Below are 20,771 nucleotides of genomic sequence, written 5' to 3' on the forward strand. Positions count from 1 at the left end.
CCCCGCAGGAGATGCTGGCGGTCGCGGTCGAGGAAGCCCGCGCCGGTCTGGCCGAGGGCGGCATCCCGATCGGGGCCGCCCTCTTCGGCGCGGACGGCACCCTGCTCGGCCGCGGCCACAACCGCCGCGTCCAGGACGGCGACGCCTCCACCCACGGCGAGACCGCCGCCTTCCGCAACGCCGGCCGCCAGTCCAGCTACCGCGGCACGACCATGGTCACCACGCTGTCCCCGTGCTGGTACTGCTCGGGCCTGATCCGCCAGTTCGGCATCAGCAACCTGGTGGTCGGCGAGTCCCGCACCTTCACCGGACAGCACGAGTGGCTGGCCGGGCACGGGGTGCGGGTGACGCTGCTGGACGATCCGGAGTGCGTGGCGCTGATGACGGAGTTCATCGCGGCGAACCCGGAGCTGTGGCACGAGGACATCGGGGTGGACTAGCCGAACCCGCTCAGGCCCCTCGGCGCGCGGTGATCCGCAGCAGGACCACCATGAGCAGCGCGTTGTAGGCCAGCCCGCCGAGCAGGTACGGCCAGAACACCCCACCGTCCATCGCCGCCCACAGCGCGCGAGCTGGCCAGTACGAGGGCAGCACCCCGAAGGCCAGCTGCCACGGCGAGTCCAGCAGGAAGAACGGGATCAGCGGGATCGCGGCCACCAGCATGCCCAGGCCCTTGATGATCGCGATGCCCTCGACCTTGTTGCCCGCCAACGCCCCCATGGTCAGTCCAATGAGGACGGACAGCAGCCCGGTCAGCGCCGCCACCCCGATCCCCTTGACCAGCGCCGCCCCGGTGAGCAGGCCCGACAGCACCAGCGTGAGCTCCACCGCGACCGTGGCCAGCAGCACCGTGGTGAGCGCCCGGTAGGCCGGATACGCCGAGCGCGGCGCGGGCGTCACCCGGAGCGCGAGCAGGGTGCGCTGGTCCTTGTCGTCCAGCAGGAGCAGACCGCACAGGCTGCCCAGCACCATGGCCGGACCGAGCACGCCCAAGGCGCTGACGATCAGCGGGTGGTAGGGGGTCAGGTCGAGCGCCCAGGAGGCAGCCGCGAACCGGGTCACCGCCGGGACCGCCCACAGGCCGGCGGCGTAGATCACCGGGGCGAGCAGCACGGTGACCAGCATGGTGTCGCCGCGGATCGCGCGCAGGTCGTTGCGGCCGAACGTGCGGATCAGGGTGTTCACGCCGCGCCCTCCCTGGTGATGACAAAACGCTCGAACACCTTGCGGGACAACAGAAAAAGCGCTGCGATCCACAGCGCCTGGTAGCCGAGGGCGTAGGCCAGCTGTGGCCAGGTCAGCTCGACCTGGTCGAAGGCCGCGCCGAGCAGCAGCAGCGAACCCTGGGTGGGAATGAGGTACAGCAACGGTTCTGGCCACACCCCGGCGTAGTTGAGCAGCGGCACGTTGACGAGCAGCAGCGGCACCAGCGCGGGCATCAGCCACTCGCTCACCGACGGGTAAGGCGCCGCGGTGACGAAGCCCAGCAGGATCATCAGCAGCGAGGTCAGCACCACCCCGGCCAGGAACGGGATAGGCCGGAAGTCCAGGCCGCGCACGGTGATCACCACCGCCAGGCTCACCCCGACCGCGAGCAGGGTCAGTGTGCCGAGCTTGGCCAGCAGGTACTCGCGGAACCGCAGCGGCGTGCTGAGCAGCGCGAACAGCGTGCGCTCGCCCTTCTCGAAGAACACCGCCGCGGCGATGAAGAAGAACCCGACGATGGCCAGGTCGCCGAAGAGCACGTAGGGCAGCGCCACGCCCAGCAGCCGTGCGGGCAGCAGGCTGAGCACCACGATCCACAGCACGGCCGCGAACACCGCCGCGTACAGGAAGCCGTAACGCCGCTGCAACCGCAGGTCCAGGCGCAGCGCCGCGAGGGTCGCGCTCATGCCAGCGACCTGCCGGTGACCTCGGCGAAGACGTCCTCCAGGCTCGCCTCCTGGCTGTGCAGCGCCTCGATCCGGTCCGCCAGCGCCCGGAAGGCGGCGTCGTCGGCGAAGCCGTGCAGCGGGAAGTCCCTGTCCCGCAACGAGCCGTCCGGTTCCCGGTAGGTCACCCTGACCGTGCGGCTGCCGCGCCGGACCTTGTGCTCGGCCGGGGAGTCCAGGGCCGCGATCACGCCCTGGTCGACGAAGGCCACCCGGTCGCACAGCTCGTCCGCGGTGGCCATGTCGTGCGTGGTGAGGAACACCGTGGTGCCCTCCGCGCGCAGCCGCAGCACGATGTCCTTGACCCGCCGCGCGTTCACCGGATCCAGCCCGGAGGTCGGCTCGTCCAGGAACAGCAGCTCCGGCCGGTGCAGCAGCGCGCGGGCGAACACCAGCCGCATCTGCATGCCCTTGGAGAACCGGCCGACCCTGGTGTGCGCCGCCGGGACCAGGTCCACCATCTCCAGCGCCGCCAACGGGTCCATTGTCTGTCCATTATAGAGCGAGGAGAAGAACTCCAGGTTCTCCAGCGCGGTCAGCTTCTGGTAGTGGTTGGGCAGCTCGAAGGACACCCCGATCCGCCGGTAGTACTCCGCGCCCCAGGCCACCGGCTCGCGGCCCCACACCGACACCTGCCCGCCGAACCCGGTGAGCAGCCCGATCAGGATCTTCTGCGTGGTCGACTTGCCCGCCCCGCTCGGCCCCAGGAACCCGAAAACCTCGCCCTGGGCAACGGAAAAGCTCATCCCGCGCACCGTCGGCTCGGCCGTCCTCGGATACCGGAAGGTCAGGTCCGCCACCTCGATGACGCTCACGACCCCGCCTTCCGCCGCGCCCACCGGTCCTTGATCCGCTCGTACTCCTCGGCCAGGAACTCATACATCTCGTGCGCCTCCCGCACCCGCTCCCGCCGCGGTTCGTCCTGCCCGTCCAGCAGACCGAGCCCGCGCGCCATCAGCGCGTGCCAGTCGCGGGCCACCCTGGCCTTCTCCTCGGCCTCGCGCAGCCAGAACCCGGGCCGCAACCGGTAGAAGATCCGCCGGGTCCCGGCCACCTTGACCCGCTCCACCGCGCCCACGGTCTGCAGCATCTGGGTGGCCATGCTGATCGCGCCCCGGCTGGCCTGCAGCGCCTCGGCGATGTCCTCGGCCGACTGCTCCGGCGGATCGCACACCAGCAGCCAGCCCAGCACCCGCCCCGGCATCAGCGGCACGCCCTGCTCCTGGAAGAACAGGCCGACCTCGTCCGCGTACTCGTGCAACGCCGTTCGCTTCACCCGGCCCACGCTACGCCCGTCCGTCTGAAGTTTCAAATACTTCTGAAAGGTAATGCGTAACGTCTGGGCCCGGTTCCGCGACGCACTGCCGGGACTGTCGAATCCCTGGGGGAGTTCGTGGTGGCGAACCAGACAACGACCGACGACCCGGCCCTGCGCATTGTCGATCCACCCCGCTCGGCCTTCCGCCGGCGCCGCTTCCTGCTGCCCTTCTGGGCGGCCGCGCTGATCGCCCTTTCGGGCACCGTCGCGCTGGTGGTCTCCGGCACGATCACGCTGCCGTTCAACCGGACGGTGGTGCTGGAGGGCAAGCTCGCCTCCAAGTCGGAGTTCTTCGCCGACGAACAGGTCCGGCGGATCCTGATGCGGCACGGCATCCAGGTGCACCTCACCAAGGCCGGTTCGCGGGACATCGCCAACAACGACGTCAGCGCCTACGACTTCGTCTTCCCCTCCGGCCAGCCCGCGGCCAAGATCATCCGTGACCAGCGGCAGCGAGACCGGCAGTACTTCAAGGTGTACAAGCCGTTCTTCAGCCCGCTGGTGCTGGCCACCTTCCGCAACTACGCCGAGGGCCTGGCCTCCCGCAACGCCGCGAGCAAACAGGACAGCGCGGACGGCAAGCAGGACTACTACTACAACCTGGTCATGCCGGAGTTCGTCCGGCTGATGGACTCCGGCACGAGCTGGCGGGAGCTCGGACCGGCCAACGGCAACCGGGTGCTCGCGCAGAGCTCGGACGTGTGCTGGTCCAACTCGGCCGGGGTCTACCTCGGCCTGATCGCCTTCGTGGCCAACAACAACCAGGTGCCGGTGACCGAGGCCGAGGCGCTGCGGCTGGCCGACCGGATCAAACCTTGGCTGACCAGCCAGGGCCTGGCCAACGAGGAGGTCGCCCGGCTGTACTTCGCCCCGGAGGGCCGGGGCCTGGCCCCGGTGGCGGTGATCTACGAGCACCAGTTCCTGGCCCACCAGCTGCGGGTCAAGGAGCAGACCGGTCAGCCGGACCACCAGCGGGTGCTGCTCTACCCGGAGGCGCAGCTGCAGACCGTGCCCGAGCTGATCGCGCTCACCGCGGGCGGTGCCCGGCTCGGCGACCTGATCACCACTCACCCCGAGCTGCGCGCCCGCGCGCTGGCGCTGGGCCTGCGGGTGCTCGAACCCGACGGCACCCTGGCCACCGGGCAGCTCTCGGAGCTGTTGCAACGCAACGGGTTGCCGGTGCCGCAGACCGGGATCGGCGACACCGAGACCTTCCTGCCCTCGGTCCCGCTGCTGGAGAAGATGATCACCAGGGTGGGCGAGTGCCCCGAGGTGCCCCGATGAGACGCCTGGCCGCCGCCGCGCTTGTGCTGGCTCTGGCCGCCGCGTGCACCGGGAGCCCGCCGGAGCCGGTGCGGCTGTCCGTGCTGGCCAGCTCCGAGCTGGCCGACCTGGCCCCGGTGCTGGCGGAGCTGAAGCGGGACACCGGGATCGAGCTGGCCATGGACCACCGGGGCACGGTCGAGGCCAGCAAGGCGCTCAACCCCGGCGAGTACCGGCACGACCTGGCCTGGCTGTCCTCCGACCGCTACTTCCAGCTGCGCACCCGCAAAGCCGGTCAGCCCGGACCGGCCCCGATCAGCACCCGCACCATGCTCTCCCCGCTGGTGGTCGGCGTGAAAGCGAGCAAGGCCAAGCAGTTGCGGGCCGGTGTGCCCGGCGGCCAGCCGACCTGGGCCGACCTCGCAGCCAAGGCCGCCGCCGGTGAGTTCACCTTCGGCATGGCCGATCCGCACGTCACCGGCAGCGGTCTGTCCGCGCTGATCGGGGTGGCCACCGCGGCCGCGGGCACCGGGGTCTCGCTGCGGCCGGAGGACGTGGCCTGCGACAAGCTGCGCGGCTTCTTCACCGGCCAGGCCTTCACCGCGAACAGCACCACCGGCCTGGCCGCGGAGTACGTCACACGCCAGGACCAGGTCGACGCGCTGGTCAACCACGAGTCGGTGCTGCTGTCCCTGCAAGCCAGCGGACAGCTCAGGGAACCACTGGAGATCCTCTACCCGCGAGACGGCATCGTCCTGTCGGACTACCCGCTGCTGTTGCTGGACAACGCCAAACGTGCCGCCTACGACCGGGTGGCCGAATGGCTGCGGTCCGCACGCGCGCAGCGGATGATCATGGAGCGCACCGCGCGGCGGCCGATCGACCCCGCGCTGCCGCGCACCGAGGCGCTGCGCCCGGAGATCGGCAACTCGCTGTACTTCCCGGACCGGCAGGAGGTGGTGGACACCCTGCTCGCCGCTTACGACCGGGCCACCTCCGGCGCGGGCAGGCAGGTGGTGTTCGTGCTGGACTTCTCCGCCTCCATGGCCGGCAGCCGGATCGAGGAGCTGCGGGCGGCGTTCCGGGAGCTCAGTGGCGCGGGCGGGTTCGACCGCTTCCACCGCGGCGAGACCATCACCGTGCTCCGCTTCGCCGGAGAGGTGCTGGAGGAGAAGACGGTCACCGTGTCCGGTCCCGGCGACCTGGACCCGGTCAACCGCGTGCTGGCCACCGGCGGGCTGGGCAAGGGCACCGCGATCTGGTCCGCGCTGGCCCAGGCCTATCGCACGGTCAAGGGCCCGGCCTCGATCGTGCTGATGACCGACGGCGAGAACAACACCGGCCTCGGTCTTGACCAGTTCCTGCGCGAGCGGGAAACCCTGCCCGCCGAGACGAAATCAGTGCCCACGTACGCGATCCGCTTCGGCTCGGCCGACCCGGCGGAACTGACCAGGGCCGCGCGGGCCACCGGCGGCCGCCTGGTCGAGGCCGCCCAGACCTCGCTGCTCGCGGCGGTGAAGGAGATCCGTGGCTGTGGATAACGAGCTCTGGTGGTCGGTCTGGGGTTTCTGGGCGGTGGTCTGGCTGGTCACCGCGCTGGCCGTGCTCACCATGCTGGTCACCCTGGTGCTGGCGGTGCGCGCGAACCGCCGCCCCGCGGTCTTCCCCGACCTGGCCTTCTACCTGCACGAGAAGTCGGTGATGAACCTCTACCTCTCCGGCGGCTACGGCGACGCGCTGCGCCGGGAGGTGCAGGAGAAGGTGGACACCGCCAAGTCCCGCTGGTTCGGCCTCAAGGTCTTCCGTGGCGGCGCGGGCGCCGGCCACACCGCGGGCCGCGAGGTGGTCGTCCGCTACATCGCGCAGAACCAGCCCATCGCGGTCATCGGCGACGTGCTCCGCGCCCTGGAGTCCGCCGACGGCGTGGTGCACGTGGACCTGCGCCGCCGCACCATCCGCCGCAACCCCGCCCTGACCAAGGCCCTGGCCACCCTCGACCCCGACACCACCGGCGAACACGCCCACCTGCGCCACCTGGACCGCTACGTCTCCATCCGCGGCCAGTTCCGCCTGCTCAACCGCACCGGCGCGCCCGCGACCTTCCAGGCCGCCTACGGCACTCCGGAGTCCCCGGCCACCACCGCCACCATCCGCCTGGACTGCCACCCCGACGACCTGCGCTACGGCCAGGTCCCCGACGGGTGGTTCCAAGCCCGCTGCCTCGGCAAGGTCCAGTCCTGGCAACACGACACCCAGGAACTGGTCGTCCTCCCGATCGCGATCTTCCAGTAGCTCAGACCGCGGCCAGGGCGCGGCGGATGCGGGTGAACGGCTTGGCGCGGTTGAGGGCGAGGGCGGCCACGGTCCGGCCTTCGCGTTCGTAGACGGCCAGGAAGCTGCGCGAGTCCGGTTCGCCCTCGGCGATGCGGACCTCATCGCCCGGCCGGGTGTGCCCGGCGAACTGGATGCGCACCCCGTACTGGTCGGACCAGAAGTACGGCGCGCTGCGCCCGGTGTGCACGGTCCGCCCCGCCAACAGGTTCGCCACCGCGACGGTGGGCGCTTCGGCGGCGTTGGTCCAGTGCTCGACCCGGCGGCCGGCCAGGTTGGCCACGTCGCCGACCGCGACCACGTTGGGCAGCCTGGTCACCCCGCCCGCGTCGCAGCTGACGCCGTTGTCCAGGGGCAGGCCGGAACCGTGCAGCCAGCCGGTGCTGGGCCGCACGCCGATGCCGACCACCACCACGTCGGCGGGCAGACGTCGGCCGTCGGCCAGCTCCACCCCGGTGACCCGGCCCGGCCCGAGCAGCCCGCCCACCCCGACCCCGCAGAGCAGCCGGACGCCGTGGTCGGCGTGCAGGCCGAGGCAGTGCGCGGCCATCTCCTGGCCGAGCACCGGAGCCAGCGGCAAGGGAGCGGCCTCCACGATGGTCACGTGCAGGCCAAGCGCGGCGCAGCTGGCCGCGACCTCCGCGCCGATGAAGCCCGCGCCGACCACCACCACCCTCGGCGAACCCTGGACCAGGTCGGCGCGCAAAGCGACGGCGTCGTCCAGGGTGCGCAGCACGTGCACCCCGGCCAGGAACTCCGCGCCCGGCAGGCTGCGCGGGGTCGCGCCGGTGGCGATCACCGCGCCGTCGCAGCGCAGCCGCCTGCCATCGGCCAGCTCCAGCGCGCCCAGGCCGGGGGAGAGGTGGCTGACCGTCTGGCCGAGCAGCCATTCGGCGTCCAGCTCGGCCAGCTCGGACTCCTCGGCCAACGTGAGGTCCGCCGGGCCGATCGTGCCGAGCAGGAAGTTCTTCGACAGCGGCGGCCGGTCGTAGGGCCGGTGCGACTCCGCGCCGATGACGGTGAGCCGCCCCTGGAAACCCTGGTCCCGCAACGCCCGCGCGGCCGACAGGCCGGCCAGTGCGGCGCCGATGACCGCCACGGATCTCATGCGACGCCCTGCTCGGCCGGTCTGTGCAGGTAGATCACCCCGTCCGCGACGCTGACCTGGTGCGTGCGCACCGGCTTCTTCGCGGGCAGGCAGGTCGGGCGGCCGGTGCGCAGGTCGAAGCTGGCCGCGTGCAGCGGGCATTCCACGAAGCAGCCCTCCAGGTAGCCCTCGGCGAGGCTGGCGTCCTGGTGGGAGCAGGTGTCGTCGATGGCGTACAGCTCGCCGTCGACGTTGAAAACGGCGACCGGCACGTCGGCCAGCAGCCGCACGGCCTCTCCTGGGGGCAGCTCGTCGAGGCGGCAGACGGCGATCATCACGCCCTCCATGGCGGGGTAACGGAGTGGGAGTTGTTGCGTAGTGCGCGACACGATGTGCTATACGCAACAGCGTCCGTCCAGCTGCCCGGTCCCGTCAAGAGGTGAAACCGGCGAAATGTGTTGCCAACGCGTTGCGCGTTTGGACGGCGGCCGTTCGGCAGAGTGGTTACCGTGGGGTTCATGCCCAGCGATTGCGACCGCGAACCCCGTGCCGCCGGTTCGGTGCAGTCCGTCGACCGGGCGGTGAGCGTGCTGGAGATCCTGGCCAGGGACGGCGAGGTCGGGGTCACCGAGATCGCCGCCGAGCTGGGCGTGCACAAGTCCACCGCGTTCCGGCTGCTCGGCGTGCTGGAGGACCGGGGGCTGGTCGCGCAGACCGAGGACCGCGGCAAGTACCACCTCGGCCTGGGCATCATCCGGCTGGCCGGGGCCACCGCGGCCCGCCTGGACATCACCCAGCAGAGCCGCCAGGTGTGCGCGGAGCTGGCGCACGAGGTGGGCGAGACGGTCAACGTGGCCATCTCCGACCTGGAGGCCGCGGCCGCGGTCAACGTCACCCAGGCCCGCGGCACCGCCGCGGTGAGCAGCCAGAACTGGGTCGGCAGGCGCACCCCGCTGCACGCCACCTCCAGCGGCAAGGTGCTGCTGGCGCACATGCGCCCCGACGAGGTGCGCCGGGTGCTGGGCCGCCGCCTCGAGGGCTTCACCGACCACACCATCACCTCCACCCGCAAGCTCCGCGAGGAGCTGGTCGTGGTCGCGCAACGCGGCTTCGCCTCCTGTGTCGAGGAGCTGGAGATCGGGCTCAACGCCCTCGCCGCCCCGATCCGGTCCTACGAGGGCGCGGTGATCGCCGCGATCAGCATCTCCGGCCCGTCCTATCGACTCACCGAAGAGCGCCTGCCGGAAGTCGCCGAACAGGTGGTGGCCGCCGGGGCAGAGGTCTCCAGGCGGATGGGCTGGGCCTGAGCCCGGATCCCTTGTCGTAACAGCGAGTTCACCTGCCTGGGCACCGCTGCGCCATCAGCGGGATCCGGTCTTGACAAGGCTGCCCGCACGGCCGCACCGTGTTTCGCATCGCACAACCCGGTGCGCTATACGCAACTCCATCCACCACCCCGCCGCCGGGCGGAGAGGAGTCAGCCGTGCAGCCGAACGTGGTCGTCATCGGGGCCGGGATCGTCGGCTGCGCCCTCGCCGACGAGCTGACCGAGCGGGGCTGGACCTCGGTGACCGTGCTGGAGCAGGGACCGCTGTTCGCCGCGGGCGGCTCCAGCTCGCACGCCCCCGGCCTGGTGTTCCAGACCAACCCGTCGAAGACGATGACCGCCTTCGCCGCCTACACCGTGCGCAAGTACGACCAGCTGACCCTGAACGACGGCTGGTGCTTCCGCAAGGTCGGCGGCCTCGAGGTCGCCACCACTCCGCAACGCTGGACCGATCTGCACCGCAAGCACGGCTGGGCCACCTCCTGGGGCGTGGAAGCCAGGCTGCTGGACGCCGCCGAATGCCGGAAGCTCTGGCCGATGCTGAACCCGGACCTGGTGCTCGGCGGCCTGCACGTGCCAGCGGACGGCCTGGCCAGCGCCCTGCGCGCTGGAGAAGCCCAGGCCAACCGGGCGATCGTCCGCGGCGCCCGTTTCCTGGCCCACCACCGGGTGCTGGACGTCCTCACCACCGGCGACCGGGTCAGCGGCGTGCGCACCGACCAGGGCGACTTCCCCGCCGATGTCGTGGTCTGCGCCGCCGGGTTCTGGGGCCCGAAGATCGGCGCGCTCGTGGGCCTCACTGTGCCGCTGCTTCCGTTGGCGCACCAGTACGTCCGCACCAGCACGCTGCCCGAGCTGGGCGCCATCGACCCCGCGCTGGAAGCCGTCCGCCCGATCCTGCGCCACCAGGACCGCGACCTGTACTTCCGCGAGCACACCGACCACCTGGGCATCGGCTCCTACGCCCATCGCCCCATGCCGGTGAGCCTGGACGAGCTGCCAGGCGCCGAGGAGTCGGCGATGCCGTCCATGCTGGCCTTCACCAAGGAGGACTTCGGCCCCGCCTGGGCCGACGCGACAGAACTGCTGCCCGCGCTCGATCAGTCCACAGTGGACGAAGGTTTCAACGGGATCTTCTCCTTCACCCCGGATGGCTTCCCGCTGATCGGCGAACACCGCGAGGTCAAGGGTTTCTGGACCGCCGAGGCGGTCTGGGTGACCCACTCCGCCGGAGTCGCCCGCGCGCTGGCCCAGTGGCTGGTGGCGGGCAAGTCCGAGCTGGACCTGCACGAGTGCGACCTGCACCGCTTCGAGGAGGTCCAGCTCAGCCCGGAGTTCGTCCAGGCCCGCGGCGCGCAGAACTTCGTCGAGGTCTACGACGTGCTGCACCCGTTGCAGCCCATGGAGTACCCGCGCCCGATGCGCACCAGCCCGTTCTACCCCAGGCAACAGGAGCTGGGCGCGTTCTTCCTGGAGGCCGCGGCCTGGGAACGCCCGCACTGGTACGAGTCCAACGCGCACCTCGCCGAGGGCATCGAGCTGCCCGAGCGCGATGACTGGGCCGCCCGCTACTGGTCGCCGATCGCCGCCGCCGAGGCCAGGCACACCCGCGAACGCGTGGCCATGTACGACATGACCCCGTTGAAACGACTGGAGGTCAGCGGCCCCGGCGCGCTGGCGCTGTTGCAGCGCCTGACCACCAACCAGCTGGACAAGAAACCCGGCGCGGTCACCTACACCCTGCTGCTGGACCACACCGGCGGCGTGCGCAGCGACCTCACCGTGGCCCGCCTCGGCCCGGAGGACTTCCAGGTCGGCGCCAACGGCAACCTCGACCTGGACTGGCTGCTCCGCCAGAACACCGACCCGGCCACCCACATCCGGGACATCACCGGCGGCACCTGCTGCATCGGCCTGTGGGGCCCGCTGGCCCGCGAACTGCTCCAGCCACTCGTCCCGGAGAACCTGGCGCACAAGGCTTTCGGCTATTTCCGGGCCAAGCGCATCCACGTCGGCCTGATCCCGGTGACCGCCATGCGACTGTCCTATGTGGGCGAACTGGGCTGGGAGCTCTACACCAGCGCCGAGCTCGGCCCCCGCCTGTGGGACGAACTCTGGCAGGCAGGACAACAGCACGGCGTGATCGCCGCCGGGCGCAGCGCATTCAACAGCCTGCGCCTGGAGAAGGGCTACCGCGCCTGGGGCACCGACATGACCGACGAGCACAATCCCTACGAGTCCGGCCTCGGCTTCGCCGTCCGGATGGACAAGGGCGAGTTCCTCGGCCGCGACGCCCTGGCCAAGCTCGACCCGGAAAATCCGGCCCGCCGCCTGTCCTGCCTCACCCTGGACGACCGCACCAGCAACGTCCTGGGCAAGGAACCCGTGTTCCACCAAGGAAAACCGGTCGGCTACGTCACCTCGGCCGCCTACGGGTACACAGTGGACAGACCCATCGCCTATGCCTGGCTACCCGCTGAGGCCGCCACTCCCGGCACCGGAGTGCAGATCGAGTACTTCGGCCGCAAGCTCAACGCCACCGTGGCCGCCGAACCGCTGTTCGACCCCGAGATGGCCCGCATCCGCCGCTGAAGGAGACCAGCCCGATGTACGACGTGATCGTGATCGGCCTCGGCGGCATGGGCAGCGCCGCCGCCGGCCACCTGGCCGCCCGCGGCAGCCGGGTGCTCGGCCTGGACCGCTTCGGACCCGCCCACCACAACGGATCCAGCCACGGCGGCTCCCGGATCATCCGCCAGTCCTACTTCGAGGACCCGGCCTACGTGCCGCTGCTGCTGCGCTCCTACGAGCTCTTCGACCGGCTCACCGCCGACTCCGGCCGCGAGGTGCTCACCGTCACCGGCGGCGTGATGATCGGCCGCCCGGACAGCCTCACCGTCAAGGGCAGCCAGCGCTCCGCGGAAACCTGGGACCTGCCGCACGAGATGCTGGACGCGCTGGAGATCCGCCGCCGCTTCCCGACCATGACCCCGGGCGAGGACGAGATCGCGCTCTACGAACAAAAAGCCGGTTTCGTCCGCCCGGAAGCCACCGTCACCGCCCACCTGGAACTCGCCGGCAAGGCCGGTGCGCACCTGCGCTACCACGAACCCGTGCTGGACTGGACCAGCGACGGCAACGGCGTCCGCGTGCGCACCGGGGCGGGGGAGTACCGCGCGGAGAAACTGGTGATCTGCCCAGGAGCCTGGGCACCGGAGCTGCTCGCCGACCTCGGCATCCCGTTCGTGATCGAACGCCAGGTGCAGTACTGGTTCGCCCCCACCGGCGGCACCGGCCCCTTCCAACCCGAGGTACATCCGATCTACATCTGGGAAGCCGCCGACGGCGTCCAGGCCTATGGTTTCCCGGCCAGCGACGGCCCCGAGGACGGGGCCAAGGTCGCCTTCTTCCGCGGCGGCCAGACCTGCACCCCCGACACCATCGACCGCACCGTGCACCCGCACGAGGTCGAGGCCATGCGCGCCCAGCTGTTGCCGCGCATCCCCAGCCTGCCCGGCACGTTCCTGCGCGCGGCCACCTGCATGTACACCAACACCGCCGACGAGCACTTCGTGATCGCCACCCACCCCGCGCACGAGCGGGTCACCGTGGCCTGCGGGTTCTCCGGGCACGGCTTCAAGTTCGTGCCCGTGGTGGGCGAGATCCTGGCCGACCTCGCGCTCACCGGCACGACCGCGCACCCCATCGACCTGTTCCGCCCCGAACGGCTCTCCGAGGTGACCCCGTGACCGCAACCGGTCTGCCCCCGAGCCTGCTGGCCACCCTGCCCGGCAGCGCCTACACCGACCCCGAGGTCTTCACCGCCGAGCAGCAGCACCTGTTCGAGGCCATGTGGTTCTGCGCCGCGCGGCTGTCCGATCTGGACGGTCCGGGAGCCTACCGCACCGTCCAGATCGGACGGGAGAGCGTCATCCTCACCCGCAACCGGGCCGGACAGCCACGCGCCTTCCTCAACATCTGCCGCCACCGCGGCGCGCGGATCTGTACCCAGGACAGCGGTACGGTCAAACGCAACTTCCAATGTTCCTATCACGCCTGGACCTACGACCTGGACGGCAAGCTCATCGCCGCGCCCAACCTGACCAAGATGCCCGACCTCGACCGCGTCGAGTACGGCCTGGTCACCGCGCACGTCAAGGAATGGCTGGGCTACCTCTGGGTGTGTCTCGCGCCGGAACCGCCGTCCTTCGCCGGCACCGTGCAGCAGGCGATCACCGAACGCCTCGGTTCCCTGGCAGCCATCGACTCCTACACCATCGACCAGTTGACGGTGGGCCGCCGCATCGTCTACGACGTGCGCGCCAACTGGAAGCTGATCGTGGAGAACTTCATGGAGTGCTACCACTGCGCCACGATCCACCCCGAGCTCACCGAGGTGCTGCCCGAGTTCGCCGACGGCTACGCCGCCCAGTACTACGTCGGCCACGGGGCCGAGTTCGGACAGGACATCCAGGGCTTCACCGTCGACGGCAGCCCCGGCTTCGAACCCCTGCCCGGCCTGCGCGAGGACCAGGACCGGCGCTACTACGCGATCACGGTGAAACCGCAGGTCTTCATCAACCTGGTGCCCGACCACATCATCTTCCACCGCATGTTCCCACTGGCCCCCGGCCGCACCGTGGTGGAGTGCGACTGGCTCTACACCAACGAGGTGGTGGCCGCGGGCAAGGACGTCTCCCGCTCGGTCGAGCTGTTCCACCGGGTGAACGAGCAGGATTTCCAGGCCTGCGAGAGGACACAACCTGCCATGTCCTCCCGCGCCTACCGCGACGGTGGTGTACTCGTACCCAGCGAACATCACATCGAGGCGTTCCACCAGTGGGTTCAGGAGGCAACGGGCAAGTTCGTGCCCACTTCGGGGTGCGCGAAACCGGAAGATTGAATTAGATAGCGGCCACACATACCTAGGAGGTTGTATGGCCGAGCTGTTCATCGGCGGCAGATGGCTGGCAGCACGGGAGGGCGGCCAGCGGGAGATCCGCTGCCCCGCGGACGGCTCGGTCGTGGCCACCGTGGCCGAAGCGACCCGCGCCGACACCGAGGCGGCGATCGCGGCCGCGCGCACCGCCTTCGACACCGGCCCCTGGCCGCGCACCCCCGCGGCCGAACGCGGGCGGCTGCTGCTCCGGGTGGCCGAACTGTTGCAGCGGGACAAGGTCGCGCTGGCCCGCGCCGAGGCCATGGACACTGGAAAGCGCTTGGTCGAAGCCGAGTACGACATCGACGACGTGACCGCCTGCTTCCGCTACTACGCCTCGATCGCGGCCACCGACGCCGGCCGGGTGGTCGACACCGGCAACCCGGACGCCACCAGCAAGGTGGTCTACGAGCCGGTCGGCGTGTGCGGACTGATCACCCCGTGGAACTACCCGCTGCTGCAGACCGCCTGGAAGGTCGCCCCGGCGCTGGCCGCCGGCAACACCTTCGTGCTCAAGCCCAGCGAGCTGACCCCCAGCAGCGCGATCATCCTGATGCGCCTGCTGGTGGAGGCCGGACTGCCGCACGGCGCGGGCAACCTGGTCCTCGGCGCGGGCCCGGCGGCCGGCGCGCCACTGTCCGAGCACCCCGACGTCGACCTGGTCTCCTTCACCGGCGGCCTGTCCACCGGGCAGCGGATCATGGCCAGCGCCGCGGGCACGGTGAAGAAGATCGCCCTGGAGCTCGGCGGCAAGAACCCCAACATCGTCTTCGCCGACGCCGACTTCGACACCGCGCTGGACTACGCGCTCACCGCGGTCTTCCTGCACTCCGGCCAGGTCTGCTCCGCGGGCGCGCGCCTGATCATTCAGCAGGAGTGGCACGACCGCTTCGTCGACGCGCTGGTCGAGCGCGCGCGGAAGATCCGCCTCGGCGGGCCCTTCGACGAGCGGGCCGAGACCGGTCCGCTGATCTCGGCCGCGCACCGGGAGAAGGTCGAGGCCTATGTGGCCGCCGGGATCGCCGAGGGCGCGGTGCTGCGCTGTGGCGGACAGCGGCCCGAAGACCCCGCGCTGGCCGACGGGTTCTACTACCCACCGACCATTTTGGACGGTTGCCGGTCCGGGATGTCCGTGCTGCGCGAGGAGTCCTTCGGCCCGGTCCTCACGGTGGAGACCTTCACCGATGAGGAGGACGCGATCCGGATCGGCAACGACACCGACTACGGCCTGGCCGGCGCGGTGTGGACGGGCGACGCGGGCCGGGCCGAGCGGGTGGCCGGGCGGCTGCGGCACGGCACCATCTGGATCAACGACTACCACCCGTACCTGCCCCAGGCGGAATGGGGTGGTTTCAAGCGGTCCGGCATCGGCCGTGAGCTAGGCCCCAGCGGGCTCAACGAGTACCGCGAGGCCAAGCACATCTGGCACAACCTTCGGCCGGCGCCGCAGAAGTGGTTCTCCGGCGAGTGACCCTGCCCCCGCACCCCACCACGCTCGGAGGTTGCCATGACGACCGTCCGCTCGGACGAGGCTGAGCTCCAGGAGTTCGGCTACCGCCAGGAACTGAAGAGGACCCTCGGAAACTTCCACACCTTCGCCGCCGGGATCAGCTACATCTCCATCCTCACCGGCACCTTCCAACTGTTCTACCTCGGCTTCGCCCAGGGCGGCCCCGCCTACTGGTGGTCCTGGCCGATGGTCTTCGCCGGCCAGCTCATGGTCGCGCTCTGCTTCGCCGAGCTCGCCGCCCGCTACCCGATCGCGGGCTCGATCTACAACTGGGCCAAACGGCTCAGCAACCCGCACGTGTCCTGGCTGGCCGGCTGGCTGATGCTGGCCGCCTCCGCCACCACGGTCGCGGCGACCGCGCTGGCCCTGCAGATCACGCTGCCGCAGATCTGGGACGGCTTCCAGCTGGTGCCGGACAACCCGACCAACGCGGTGATCCTGGCCAGCATCCTGATCGTGTTCACCACCGTGATCAACGCCTGCGGGGTCAAGCTGATGGCCCGGATCAACAGCGCCGGCGTGCTGATCGAGCTGATCGCCGCGGTGATCATGGTGGTGGTGCTGGCCGCCTTCGCCGTGCGCGGACCGGCGGTGGTGCTGGAGACCCACGGCACCGGCGAGGGCAACAGTCTTGGTTACATGGGCGCGTTCCTGGCCGCCTCGCTGGCCTCGCTGTACGTGATGTACGGCTTCGACACCGCGGCCTCCCTCGGCGAGGAGTCCAAGGACCCCTGCCGCAACGCGCCCAAGTCCATCCTGCGAGCGGTGACCGCCTCCTTCGTCATCGGTGGCCTGCTGCTGCTGTTCGCGCTGATGGCGGTGCGCGACATCAACGCGCCGGAACTGGGCACGATCGGCCTGCAGTACATCGTGCTGGACGTGCTCGGCCCGGTGGTCGGCAAGATCTTCCTGATCTCGGTGGCCATCGCGATCGTGGTGTGCGTGCTCGCGGTGCACACCGCGGCGATCCGGATGATGTTCGCCATGGCCAGGGACAACAACCTGCCCGGCGGCGCGAAGCTGGCCAAGGTCAGCGCCCGGTTCCAGACCCCGGTGCTGCCCGCGCTGCTCATCGGCGCCTTCGGCATCGCCTTCCTGATGATCAACATCGGCCAGCCGCAGATCTTCTCGGTGGTCACCAGCATCGCGATCATCCTGATCTACCTGGCCTACCTGCTCGTCACCGTGCCGCTGCTGATCGCCAGGTTCCGCGGTCGCTGGCCACTGGCCACAGTGGAGGGTGCGGAACCCCGCTTCGGGCTCGGCAAGTGGGGGCTGCCGGTCAACATCGTGGCCGTGCTGTGGGGTGCGGCCATGGTGGTCAACCTGCTGTGGCCACGGCAGGTGATCTACAACCCGAGCCCGCCGTTCCACTGGTACCTGCAGTGGGGCGCGGTCCTGTTCGTGGGCGCCGTCACGATCATCGGCTTCGCGTACTACTGGTTCATCCAGCGCCACCGCAGTGGTGTGCTGGCCGACCACGCGCACACGCCGGCCGAGGCGGCCCCGATGCCGGAGGTGCGTTGATGGAGGAGTTCGACTACGTGGTCGCCGGCGGCGGCACGGCAGGCGCGGTGGTCGCCGCGCGGCTGTCGGAGGACCCGGACGTGCGGGTCTGCCTGCTGGAGGCCGGACCGTCCGATGTGGACGATCAGGCGATCCTGCGGCTGGACCGGTGGATGGCGCTGCTGGAGTCCGGCTACGACTGGGACTACCCAGTCGAACCCCAGGCCACCGGCAACTCCTTCCTCCGGCACGCCCGTGCCCGCGTGCTCGGCGGCTGCTCCTCGCACAACTCCTGCATCGCCTTCTGGGCGCCCGCGGAGGACCTGGACGAGTGGGCCTCGATGGGCTGCACCGGCTGGAGCGCGGCCGAGGTCTTCCCGCTGTACCAACGGCTGGAGACCAACGACGCGCCCGGCGAGCACCACGGCCGCTCCGGCCCGGTCAACATCATGACCGTGCCCGGCGAGGACCCCTGCGGCGCCGCGCTGCTGGCAGCCTGTGCCCAGCAAGGCATTCCGACCACCCCGTTCAACAGCGGCACCACGGTGGTCAACGGCGCCAACTGGTTCCAGATCAACGCCACCAAGGAAGGCGTGCGCTCCTCCTCCTCGGTGTCCTACCTGCACCCGATCATCGGGCAGCGGCCCAACCTGGAGATCCGCACCGGGGTCCGGGTCAAGCGGCTGCTCATCGACGAGCAGAAGCGGTGCACCGGGGTGGAGTACCTGGCCGCGGACCTGCACCACAGCCTGGAAGTGCGAGCCCGGCGGGAGGTGGTGGTCAGCTGCGGCTCGATCGACACCCCGAAGCTGCTCATGCTCTCCGGCATCGGCCCGGCCGGACACCTGCGCCAGCACGGGATCGACGTCCTGGTCGACTCGCCCGGGGTGGGGGAGAACCTGCAGGACCACCCCGAGGGCGTGATCCAGTGGCAGGCCAAGCAGCCCATGTCGCGCAAGTCCACCCAGTGGTGGGAGATCGGCATCTTCACCACCACCCAGGAGGGCCTGGACCGCCCGGACCTGATGTTCCACTACGGCTCGGTGCCCTTCGACCTGAACACCCTGCGGCACGGCTACCCGACCACGGAGAACGGCTTCTGCCTGACCCCGAACGTCACCCGCAGCCGCTCGCTGGGCACGGTCCGGTTGCGCAGCAGGGACTACCGGGACAAGCCCATGGTCGACCCGCGCTACTTCAGCCACCCGCACGACGAGCACGTGATGACCCACGGCCTGCGGCTGGCCCGCAAGATCGTCGCCCAGCCCGCGATGGCGGAGTGGGCTGGTCCCGAACTGTTCCCCGGCCCGGAAGCCACCACCGACGAGGAGCTGCTCGACTACATCCGCCGCACCCACAACACCGTGTACCACCCCTCCAGCACCGTCCGGATGGGTGCGCCCGGCGACGCCCAGGCCCCGCTCGACCCACAGTTGCGGGTCAAGGGGATCGACGGCCTGCGGGTGGCCGACGGCTCGGTGATGCCGTTCCTGGTCACCGTGAACCCGTGCATCACCACCATGATGATCGGCGAGAAGTGCGCCGACCTGATCAAGGCGAGCTGAGCGGATAACCGGCGGCGCCCACCAGCGCCGCCGGTTACCCTGCCCGCCATGATCACCGAACGTCCCGAGCCGCCCTACCAGGGCAGCGAACGCGAGACCCTGCGCGTCTACCTGGACTTCCACCGCGCCACCCTGGCCATGAAGTGCGCGGGCCTGTCCACCGAGGACCTGCGCCGCCAGTCCTCGCCGCCCTCCACGCTGTCCCTGCTCGGCCTGGTCCGGCACCTGGCCGAGGTCGAGCGCACCTGGTTCCGCCGCGTGATCAACGCCGAGGACATCCCGCTGGTCTGGTCGGACAACTTCGACTTCCAGGCCGCCTACGACGCCACGAACTGCACCCGCGAAGAGGCCTTCGCCGCCTGGGAGGCCGAGGTCGAGCACTCCCGGCGGATCGAGCTGGCGGCGGAGTCGCTGGAGGTGACCGGCTACCAGCCGCGCTGGGGCGAGCACGTCTCGCTGCGGCTGGTGATGCTGCACCTGATCCACGAGTACGCCCGGCACAACGGCCACGCCGACTTCCTGCGCGAGGGCATCGACGGCGTCACCGGCGCCTGAACCGGGCAGCGCAAGCGAGTTTGGACATACCTGAAAGGCTTCTCCCGCCACCGTGGCGCTGACCAGACTCATCCCGTTGAGGATTTCCCCATCGGAGGTTGAGTTGACTTCTCGTCTTGCCCGCACCGGTCTGGCGCTCGCGGCCGCGGCCACCCTGACCGCCGGCCTGGCCACCCCCGCCTCGGCGGCCCCGGCGCCCAAGCCCTTCCCGGACTGCTCCGTCGGCTGGGCCTGCGTTTTTGATCTCAGCAGGCCCGTCGCGGAGTTCGCCGCGGTCCCCTCCGGCCAGTGCGCCACCTTCGGCCGGTCGTTCAACCAGATCGACAACAACACCGAGCACTACCAGCGGGTCTGGACGAACGCCAACTGCACCGGCACCAACATGCTCGTCAGGTACTACGAGAAGCGTGGCTTCGACATGGTCCTGCGATCGGTCGGCGGCTACTGACCTAGCCGAGGCGTTGCGCGTGGCAGGCGCCCGGAGCTTGTCACGCGCAGCACTCGTCACGACACTCCGCCGGTGCGAAAGATGACGGTCCGATCTCGTCGCGCTTTCCCTATGACCCGACCCCGGGCTCCCCGGCCGATAACGCGGTAACACTGGAGCCGTGCCCACACCGACGCGACCCGCCCCGCGCCCCGGCCGCCGTCCCGGCCCGCGCGCCTTCGTGGCGGTGCTGTGCGCACTCCTGCTCACCGGCTGCGCCGGCCGCACCGAACTGGTCAAACTCGGTGGCAGACTGGAACAAACCGGTCTGGCGCAGGTCTCCACCCAGCACTCCAGCAACAATGGCCTGGTCCGGCTGCGCGTCCAGGCGCAGCTGAAGGATCCCAGGGCCGATGCCGAAGCGGCCGGGCAGAGCGCGGCCAAGGTGGTGTGGGACACCTACCCGCGGCGCGTCGACGAGCTTGAGATCACCCTCAACGGGCGAGTGGTCGTGCGCGCCAGCCACGCCGAGCTGACCGATCGGCTCGGCGAGCGCAACCCCCAGCTCGAGGAGACCACCGGAGACGGCGACCTCGGGTTCTGGCTGCCGGTCGTGCTCATCCTGCTCGCGGTGCTGCTCGCCGGCGGCCTGACCGGCCTGCTGCTGTGGCTGCGCCACCGGCGCAAGCGCCGGGCCGCCGAAGCGGCGCGGCGACCACCTCCGTATCCATCCGCGGTGGCCTGGCCGCCGTACCAGGGACCGCCACCCCCGTCCGGAAGGGGACGCACCCACTGATGTACGTCTACCTGTTGTGGCACACCAGTCATCTCGGTGGCCGGGACGAGAAGCTGCTGGGCGTCTACGCGACCCGCACCGAGGCCGAGGCGCGCGTGCAGCGCTCCCGCGCGCTACCCGGCTTCCGCGAGGAGCCCAACGGCTTCCACATCGCCGAGTACCGGGTCAACGCCGACCAGTGGGCGGAGGGCTTCCTCACCGTCTGAGGCGGCCGGG

21 protein-coding genes are annotated in these 20,771 nt (G+C 70.4%); 15 read left to right on the forward strand and 6 right to left on the reverse strand.

Annotated elements, in window-relative coordinates:
• Window positions 1-11 precede the first annotated feature (11 nt).
• Entirely contained in the window at window positions 12-440 is a 429-nt protein-coding gene (locus ACWDY5_RS23630; RefSeq protein ID WP_449724368.1) for a nucleoside deaminase, read from the forward strand.
• A gap of 10 nt (window positions 441-450) precedes the next feature.
• Here the strand turns inward: ACWDY5_RS23630 and ACWDY5_RS23635 are convergent, their stop codons facing one another.
• Genes ACWDY5_RS23635 through ACWDY5_RS23650 form a run of 4 tightly spaced genes read right to left on the reverse strand, consistent with a single transcriptional unit; the run spans window position 451 to window position 3,207 of the window.
• A complete protein-coding gene (locus tag ACWDY5_RS23635) occupies window positions 451-1,185 on the reverse strand; it encodes an ABC transporter permease (RefSeq protein ID WP_449724338.1) in 735 nt (244 codons plus the stop codon).
• Window positions 1,182-1,892: a fluoroquinolone export ABC transporter permease subunit gene (locus ACWDY5_RS23640; protein WP_449724339.1), complete on the reverse strand. Its 711-nt coding sequence runs from the start codon at window positions 1,890-1,892 to the stop codon at window positions 1,182-1,184. The genes ACWDY5_RS23635 and ACWDY5_RS23640 overlap by 4 nt, the downstream gene beginning before the upstream one ends.
• Window positions 1,889-2,746: an ABC transporter ATP-binding protein gene (locus ACWDY5_RS23645; RefSeq protein ID WP_449724340.1), complete on the reverse strand. Its 858-nt coding sequence runs from the start codon at window positions 2,744-2,746 to the stop codon at window positions 1,889-1,891. The genes ACWDY5_RS23640 and ACWDY5_RS23645 overlap by 4 nt, the downstream gene beginning before the upstream one ends.
• The gene (locus ACWDY5_RS23650) at window positions 2,743-3,207 is read right to left on the reverse strand and encodes a GbsR/MarR family transcriptional regulator (protein ID WP_449724341.1); all 465 of its coding nucleotides are present in this window, start codon (window positions 3,205-3,207) and stop codon (window positions 2,743-2,745) included. The genes ACWDY5_RS23645 and ACWDY5_RS23650 overlap by 4 nt, the downstream gene beginning before the upstream one ends.
• A 120-nt stretch (window positions 3,208-3,327) precedes the next feature.
• On the opposite strand from ACWDY5_RS23650, the gene ACWDY5_RS23655 reads away from it, so the two are divergent.
• From ACWDY5_RS23655 to ACWDY5_RS23665, 3 genes are read left to right on the forward strand one after another with little or no spacing between them, the layout of a single operon-like run.
• Complete coding sequence (locus tag ACWDY5_RS23655; protein ID WP_449724342.1) at window positions 3,328-4,533, forward strand: hypothetical protein; 1,206 nt, start codon at window positions 3,328-3,330, stop codon at window positions 4,531-4,533.
• Complete coding sequence (locus ACWDY5_RS23660; RefSeq protein WP_449724343.1) at window positions 4,530-6,053, forward strand: substrate-binding domain-containing protein; 1,524 nt, start codon at window positions 4,530-4,532, stop codon at window positions 6,051-6,053. Before ACWDY5_RS23655 ends, ACWDY5_RS23660 begins: the two co-directional genes overlap by 4 nt.
• Window positions 6,046-6,804, forward strand: coding sequence for a hypothetical protein (locus ACWDY5_RS23665; protein ID WP_449724344.1), 759 nt, complete (start codon window positions 6,046-6,048; stop codon window positions 6,802-6,804). Before ACWDY5_RS23660 ends, ACWDY5_RS23665 begins: the two co-directional genes overlap by 8 nt.
• 1 nt (window position 6,805) lies before the next feature.
• Here ACWDY5_RS23665 and ACWDY5_RS23670 read toward each other — a convergent pair whose 3' ends face one another.
• Complete coding sequence (locus tag ACWDY5_RS23670; protein ID WP_449724345.1) at window positions 6,806-7,951, reverse strand: NAD(P)/FAD-dependent oxidoreductase; 1,146 nt, start codon at window positions 7,949-7,951, stop codon at window positions 6,806-6,808.
• The gene (locus tag ACWDY5_RS23675; protein WP_449724346.1) at window positions 7,948-8,265 is read right to left on the reverse strand and encodes a bifunctional 3-phenylpropionate/cinnamic acid dioxygenase ferredoxin subunit; all 318 of its coding nucleotides are present in this window, start codon (window positions 8,263-8,265) and stop codon (window positions 7,948-7,950) included. Before ACWDY5_RS23675 ends, ACWDY5_RS23670 begins: the two co-directional genes overlap by 4 nt.
• A gap of 183 nt (window positions 8,266-8,448) precedes the next feature.
• Between ACWDY5_RS23675 and ACWDY5_RS23680 the strand changes: the two genes are divergently transcribed.
• From ACWDY5_RS23680 to ACWDY5_RS23730, 11 genes are all read left to right on the forward strand, one after another.
• A complete protein-coding gene (locus tag ACWDY5_RS23680) occupies window positions 8,449-9,237 on the forward strand; it encodes an IclR family transcriptional regulator (RefSeq protein ID WP_449724347.1) in 789 nt (262 codons plus the stop codon).
• 176 nt (window positions 9,238-9,413) lie between these two features.
• Window positions 9,414-11,849 carry a GcvT family protein gene (locus ACWDY5_RS23685; RefSeq protein ID WP_449724348.1) on the forward strand — a complete coding sequence of 812 codons (2,436 nt, stop codon included), beginning with the start codon at window positions 9,414-9,416 and terminating at the stop codon, window positions 11,847-11,849.
• Window positions 11,850-11,863: 14 nt separating this feature from the next.
• Window positions 11,864-13,006, forward strand: a complete 1,143-nt coding sequence (gene solA, locus ACWDY5_RS23690; protein WP_449724349.1) for an N-methyl-L-tryptophan oxidase — start codon at window positions 11,864-11,866, stop codon at window positions 13,004-13,006.
• Window positions 13,003-14,160, forward strand: a complete 1,158-nt coding sequence (locus ACWDY5_RS23695) for an aromatic ring-hydroxylating oxygenase subunit alpha (protein WP_449724350.1) — start codon at window positions 13,003-13,005, stop codon at window positions 14,158-14,160. Before solA ends, ACWDY5_RS23695 begins: the two co-directional genes overlap by 4 nt.
• Window positions 14,161-14,194: 34 nt before the next feature.
• On the forward strand, window positions 14,195-15,667 hold the full coding sequence (locus tag ACWDY5_RS23700; RefSeq protein WP_449724351.1) for an aldehyde dehydrogenase family protein: 1,473 nt from the start codon (window positions 14,195-14,197) through the stop codon (window positions 15,665-15,667).
• A gap of 36 nt (window positions 15,668-15,703) precedes the next feature.
• Entirely contained in the window at window positions 15,704-17,233 is a 1,530-nt protein-coding gene (locus tag ACWDY5_RS23705) for an APC family permease (protein WP_449724352.1), read from the forward strand.
• Window positions 17,230-18,777: a GMC family oxidoreductase gene (locus ACWDY5_RS23710; RefSeq protein ID WP_449724353.1), complete on the forward strand. Its 1,548-nt coding sequence runs from the start codon at window positions 17,230-17,232 to the stop codon at window positions 18,775-18,777. The genes ACWDY5_RS23705 and ACWDY5_RS23710 overlap by 4 nt, the downstream gene beginning before the upstream one ends.
• 48 nt (window positions 18,778-18,825) lie before the next feature.
• Complete coding sequence (locus ACWDY5_RS23715) at window positions 18,826-19,332, forward strand: DinB family protein (RefSeq protein WP_449724354.1); 507 nt, start codon at window positions 18,826-18,828, stop codon at window positions 19,330-19,332.
• 103 nt (window positions 19,333-19,435) lie between these two features.
• The gene (locus ACWDY5_RS23720) at window positions 19,436-19,780 is read left to right on the forward strand and encodes a hypothetical protein (protein ID WP_449724355.1); all 345 of its coding nucleotides are present in this window, start codon (window positions 19,436-19,438) and stop codon (window positions 19,778-19,780) included.
• A gap of 160 nt (window positions 19,781-19,940) precedes the next feature.
• Complete coding sequence (locus ACWDY5_RS23725) at window positions 19,941-20,555, forward strand: hypothetical protein (RefSeq protein WP_449724356.1); 615 nt, start codon at window positions 19,941-19,943, stop codon at window positions 20,553-20,555.
• The gene (locus ACWDY5_RS23730; protein WP_283659128.1) at window positions 20,555-20,761 is read left to right on the forward strand and encodes a DUF7336 domain-containing protein; all 207 of its coding nucleotides are present in this window, start codon (window positions 20,555-20,557) and stop codon (window positions 20,759-20,761) included. Before ACWDY5_RS23725 ends, ACWDY5_RS23730 begins: the two co-directional genes overlap by 1 nt.
• Window positions 20,762-20,771 lie beyond the last annotated feature (10 nt).

It is taken from the genome of Crossiella sp. NPDC003009 (genome assembly GCF_053591555.1).

Excerpts from the sequence above, each read along its gene's own strand:
- ACWDY5_RS23630 (WP_449724368.1), top strand. The coding sequence starts at position 12 with ATGCTGGCGGTCGCGGTCGAGGAAGCCCGCGCCGGTCTGGCCGAGGGC.
- ACWDY5_RS23640 (WP_449724339.1), bottom strand. The coding sequence starts at position 1,892 with ATGAGCGCGACCCTCGCGGCGCTGCGCCTGGACCTGCGGTTGCAGCGG.
- ACWDY5_RS23660 (WP_449724343.1), top strand. The coding sequence starts at position 4,530 with ATGAGACGCCTGGCCGCCGCCGCGCTTGTGCTGGCTCTGGCCGCCGCG.
- ACWDY5_RS23670 (WP_449724345.1), bottom strand. The coding sequence starts at position 7,951 with ATGAGATCCGTGGCGGTCATCGGCGCCGCACTGGCCGGCCTGTCGGCC.
- ACWDY5_RS23675 (WP_449724346.1), bottom strand. The coding sequence starts at position 8,265 with ATGATCGCCGTCTGCCGCCTCGACGAGCTGCCCCCAGGAGAGGCCGTG.
- ACWDY5_RS23680 (WP_449724347.1), top strand. The coding sequence starts at position 8,449 with ATGCCCAGCGATTGCGACCGCGAACCCCGTGCCGCCGGTTCGGTGCAG.
- solA (WP_449724349.1), top strand. The coding sequence starts at position 11,864 with ATGTACGACGTGATCGTGATCGGCCTCGGCGGCATGGGCAGCGCCGCC.
- ACWDY5_RS23700 (WP_449724351.1), top strand. The coding sequence starts at position 14,195 with ATGGCCGAGCTGTTCATCGGCGGCAGATGGCTGGCAGCACGGGAGGGC.
- ACWDY5_RS23705 (WP_449724352.1), top strand. The coding sequence starts at position 15,704 with ATGACGACCGTCCGCTCGGACGAGGCTGAGCTCCAGGAGTTCGGCTAC.
- ACWDY5_RS23715 (WP_449724354.1), top strand. The coding sequence starts at position 18,826 with ATGATCACCGAACGTCCCGAGCCGCCCTACCAGGGCAGCGAACGCGAG.
- ACWDY5_RS23730 (WP_283659128.1), top strand. The coding sequence starts at position 20,555 with ATGTACGTCTACCTGTTGTGGCACACCAGTCATCTCGGTGGCCGGGAC.